The organism is Natranaerobius trueperi (assembly GCF_002216005.1).
GTDB lineage: Bacteria > Bacillota > Natranaerobiia > Natranaerobiales > Natranaerobiaceae > Natranaerobius_A > Natranaerobius_A trueperi.
On record NZ_NIQC01000064.1, the window covers coordinates 1 to 1,266 of the forward strand.

The following is a 1,266-nucleotide window of genomic DNA, read 5'->3' on the forward strand; positions in this document are numbered from 1 at the left end:
ATCCTACCAATTTAAAGGAGGTTACCATTTATGCGAAATAAGCAAGACACATTAGCAAAAGAATTAGCTAAGAATTGTAGTAGCATTGAAGATGTACAAGATAAGTTAAAAGACGTGTTTAGTGATACCTTACAGGAAATGATGGAAGCCGAAATGGACCATCATTTAGGGTATGAAAAACATGATGTTCAAGGTAATAATACCGGCAATAGTCGAAATGGCACCAGTTCTAAGCAAGTTAAGACTAAGTTTGGTCAGTCTGAAATAAGCATTCCTAGAGATCGTAATGGTGAATTTGATCCCCAAGTATTAGGTAAATACAAATCAAGCACCAATGACCTTGAAGATAAAATCATTGCTATGTATGCTAAAGGAATGACAACAAGAGATATTGAGGCACATATGCATGATATTTATGGCATTGAAGTATCTTCTTCCATGGTAAGTAAAATCACTGACAGGATTCTACCTAGAATTACTGAATGGCAGTCTCGCCCACTCGAGAGAGTATATCCGATTGTATTTCTTGATGCTATTCATTTTAAGGTTAAAAAAGATAATAGGATAGTAAATAAAGCTGCATACAGTGTACTAGGTATAGACATTGACGGTCACAAAGATATATTAGGAATTTGGATTGGTGAAAATGAAAGTTCTAAGTTTTGGTTAAACGTTCTAAATGACTTAAAAAACAGGGGTGTAGAAGATATTCTGATAGTTTGTAAAGACGGACTCACAGGCTTTAGTGAAGCCATAGAAAGTGTATTTCCAAAAGCTGATAATCAGTTATGTGTAATACATCAAATTAGGAATACTTTAAAATATGTTTCTTATAAAGACAAGAAAGATCTAATGGATGACCTAAAAAAGGTATATAAAGCTCTGAACATTGAAGAGGCAGAGCTTTATTTTGAAGAATTCAAAGAAAAATGGGAAAACAAGTACCCTATAGTGATAAGGTCATGGGAAAATAACTGGGATCAGCTCACAGCATATTTTAAATATCCACATGAAATTCGAAAGATAATTTACACTACGAATATTATTGAAGGTTATCACCGTCAACTAAGAAAAGCTACTAAAACCAAAACAGCTTATTCAACTGACGAAGCTTTACTAAAAGTAATATACCTGACAACTATGGATATCACTAAGAAATGGAATCAACCAGTTTTTAATTGGAAGAGTTGTATCTCACAGCTCGCCATCCATTTCGAAGATCGACTCAAACCAGAATTACCGTATTGAGGTATAAATCTAATCTTG

At 33.8% G+C, this 1,266-nt stretch carries 1 protein-coding gene; it reads left to right on the top strand.

The window, feature by feature from the left end:
* Window positions 1-30: 30 nt before the first annotated feature.
* The gene (locus tag CDO51_RS12995; RefSeq protein ID WP_089024645.1) at window positions 31-1,248 is read left to right on the top strand and encodes an IS256 family transposase; all 1,218 of its coding nucleotides are present in this window, start codon (window positions 31-33) and stop codon (window positions 1,246-1,248) included.
* Window positions 1,249-1,266: the final 18 nt, after the last annotated feature.